Source organism: Gilliamella sp. Pas-s95 (genome assembly GCF_009795795.1).
Classification (GTDB): Bacteria; Pseudomonadota; Gammaproteobacteria; order Enterobacterales; family Orbaceae; genus Gilliamella; species Gilliamella bombicola.
In genome coordinates, this window is sequence record NZ_WTFC01000055.1 from 1 (window position 1) to 3,203 (window position 3,203).

At 49.8% G+C, this 3,203-nt stretch carries 2 rRNA genes; both read right to left on the reverse strand.

Going from position 1 to position 3,203, the window contains the following annotated elements:
- Positions 1 to 9 precede the first annotated feature (9 nt).
- Positions 10 to 125 (reverse strand): 5S ribosomal RNA (gene rrf / locus GQ598_RS10740).
- A 142-nt stretch (positions 126 to 267) separates the two neighbouring features.
- Positions 268 to 3,166: ribosomal RNA gene (locus GQ598_RS10745) — 23S ribosomal RNA — on the reverse strand.
- Positions 3,167 to 3,203: the final 37 nt, after the last annotated feature.

The window sequence follows — 3,203 nt, forward strand, 5'->3', positions numbered from 1 at the left end:
AATTTAAAAGTCTGGCGGCACCCTACTCTCACATGGGTAATACCCACACTACCATCGGCACTACGGCGTTTCACTTCTGAGTTCGGCATGGGGTCAGGTGGGACCACCGCGCTATTACCGCCAGACATATCCTGTCTTCTCTTCTTCTATCTCAATAAAGCATTACTCTTATTATAACGCTTCATCTTCAATTCCTCAATCCGGAACAAACTGTTATTTCAACTTTTAGACTATCTCTCGCATAATCCCAAAACAACTCCGAGTTGTAAGGTTAAGACTCTCGGTTCATTAGTATCAGTTAGCTCAATGTATCACTACACTTACACACCTGACCTATCTACGTCTTAGTCTCAAACGGACCTTACTGAATCTCTTCAGGGAAAACTCATCTCAAGGCTAGTTTCGTGCTTAGATGCTTTCAGCACTTATCTATTCCGCACGTAGCTACCGGGCAATGCAATTGGCATCACAACCCGAACACCAGCGGTGCGTTCACTTCGGTCCTCTCGTACTAGAAGCAAACCCTCTCAATTTTCCTACGCCCATGGCAGATAGGGACCGAACTGTCTCACGACGTTCTAAACCCAGCTCGCGTACCACTTTAAACGGCGAACAGCCGTACCCTTGGGACCTACTTCAGCCCCAGGATGTGATGAGCCGACATCGAGGTGCCAAACACCGCCGTCGATATGAACTCTTGGGCGGTATCAGCCTGTTATCCCCGGAGTACCTTTTATCCGTTGAGCGATGGCCCTTCCATTCAGAACCACCGGATCACTATGACCTACTTTCGTACCTGCTCGAGCCGTCACTCTCGCAGTCAAGCTAGCTTTTGCCATTGCACTAACCTCCTGATGTCCGACCAGGATTAGCTAACCTTCGTGCTCCTCCGTTACTCTTTGGGAGGAGACCGCCCCAGTCAAACTACCCACCAGACAGTGTCCCTTACCTCGATTCAGAAGTATAGGTTAGAACATCAAACATTAAAGGGTGGTATTTCAAGGTCGACTCCACACACACTGGCGTGCATGCTTCTTTGCCTCCCACCTATCCTACACATTAAGGCTCAATGTTCACTGTCAAGCTATAGTAAAGGTTCACGGGGTCTTTCCGTCTTGCCACGGGTACACCGCATCTTCACGGCAAATTCAATTTCACTGAGTCTCGGGTGGAGACAGCCTGGCCATCATTACGCCATTCGTGCAGGTCGGAACTTACCCGACAAGGAATTTCGCTACCTTAGGACCGTTATAGTTACGGCCGCCGTTTACTGGGGCTTCGATCAAGAGCTTCTGCTTACGCATAACCCCATCAATTAACCTTCCAGCACCGGGCAGGCGTCACACCGTATACGTCCACTTTCGTGTTTGCACAGTGCTGTGTTTTTATTAAACAGTTGCAGCCAGCTGGTATCTTCGACTGATTTCACCTACGTCCGCACGGGATTTCAATTAACATCAGCGTGCCTTCTCCCGAAGTTACGGCACCATTTTGCCTAGTTCCTTCACCCGAGTTCTCTCAAGCGCCTGAGTATTCTCTACCTGACCACCTGTGTCGGTTTCGGGTACGATTAACTATAACCTGAAGCTTAGAGGATTTTCCTGGAAGCAGGGCATCAATTACTTCACTGCCTTAGCAGCTCGTCATCACACCTCAGCGTCTCAGTGACCGGATTTGCCTAATCACACGCCTACATGCTTAACCCACCATCCAATAGGTGGTAAACCTAGCCTTCTTCGTCCCCCCATCGCAGTTATAGCCAGTACGGGAATATTAACCCGTTTCCCATCAGATACGCCCTTCGGCCTCTCCTTAGGGGTCGACTCACCCTGCCCCGATTAACGTTGGACAGGAACCCTTGGTCTTCCGGCGAGCGGGCTTTTCACCCGCTTTATCGTTACTTATGTCAGCATTCGCACTTCTGATACCTCCAGCATGCCTCACAACACACCTTCTACGGCTTACAGAACGCTCCCCTACCCAATACACTTACGTGCACTGCCGCAGCTTCGGTGCATAGTTTTAGCCCCGTTACATCTTCCGCGCAGGCCGACTCGACTAGTGAGCTATTACGCTTTCTTTAAATGATGGCTGCTTCTAAGCCAACATCCTAGCTGTCTAAGCCTTCCCACTTCGTTTCCCACTTAACTATGACTTTGGGACCTTAGCTGGCGGTCTGGGTTGTTTCCCTCTTCACGACGAACGTTAGCACCCGCCGTGTGTCTCCCATGATTAAACTTGTCAGTATTCGGAGTTTGCATCGGGTTGGTAAGCCGGGATGGCCCCCTAGCCGAAACAGTGCTCTACCCCCAACAGTTACTCATGAGGCGCTACCTAAATAGCTTTCGGGGAGAACCAGCTATCTCCCGGTTTGATTGGCCTTTCACCCCCAGCCACAGGTCATCCGCTAATTTTTCAACATTAGTCGGTTCGGTCCTCCAGTTAGTGTTAACCAACCTTCAACCTGCCCATGGCTAGATCACCGGGTTTCGGGTCTATACCCTGCAACTTAACGCACAGTTAATACTCGGTTTCCCTTCGGCTCCCCTATTCGGTTAACCTCGCTACAGAATATAAGTCGCTGACCCATTATACAAAAGGTACGCAGTCACCACTACCCAACGGCAGCAGCTCCCACTGATTGTACGTACACGGTTTCAGGGTCTATTTCACTCCCCTCCCGGGGTTCTTTTCGCCTTTCCCTCACGGTACTGGTTCACTATCGGTCAATCAGGAGTATTTAGCCTTGGAGGATGGTCCCCCCTTCTTCAGACAGGATATCACGTGTCCCGCCCTACTCTATAAGCTTCCACATATCGCACCTTCGTGTACGGGACTTTCACCCTCTATCGTGCGACTTTCCAGACGCTTCCACTAATACTATATGCTACCCGCTTGGGCTCCTCCCCTTTCGCTCGCCGCTACTTAGGGAATCTCGGTTGATTTCTTTTCCTCGGGGTACTTAGATGTTTCAGTTCTCCCGGTTCGCCTCATATAACTATGAATTCATTATATGATAGTGTAGTCACCTACACTGGGTTTCCCCATTCGGACATCGACGGCTATTGCGCTTTTTATCAGCTCACCGTCGCTTTTCGCAGATTAACACGTCCTTCTTCGCCTCTGATTGCCTAGGCATCCACCGTGTACGCTTAATTTCTTAACCTTACAACTCACAGTTGTCTTGGTTTTAATTACGCTTT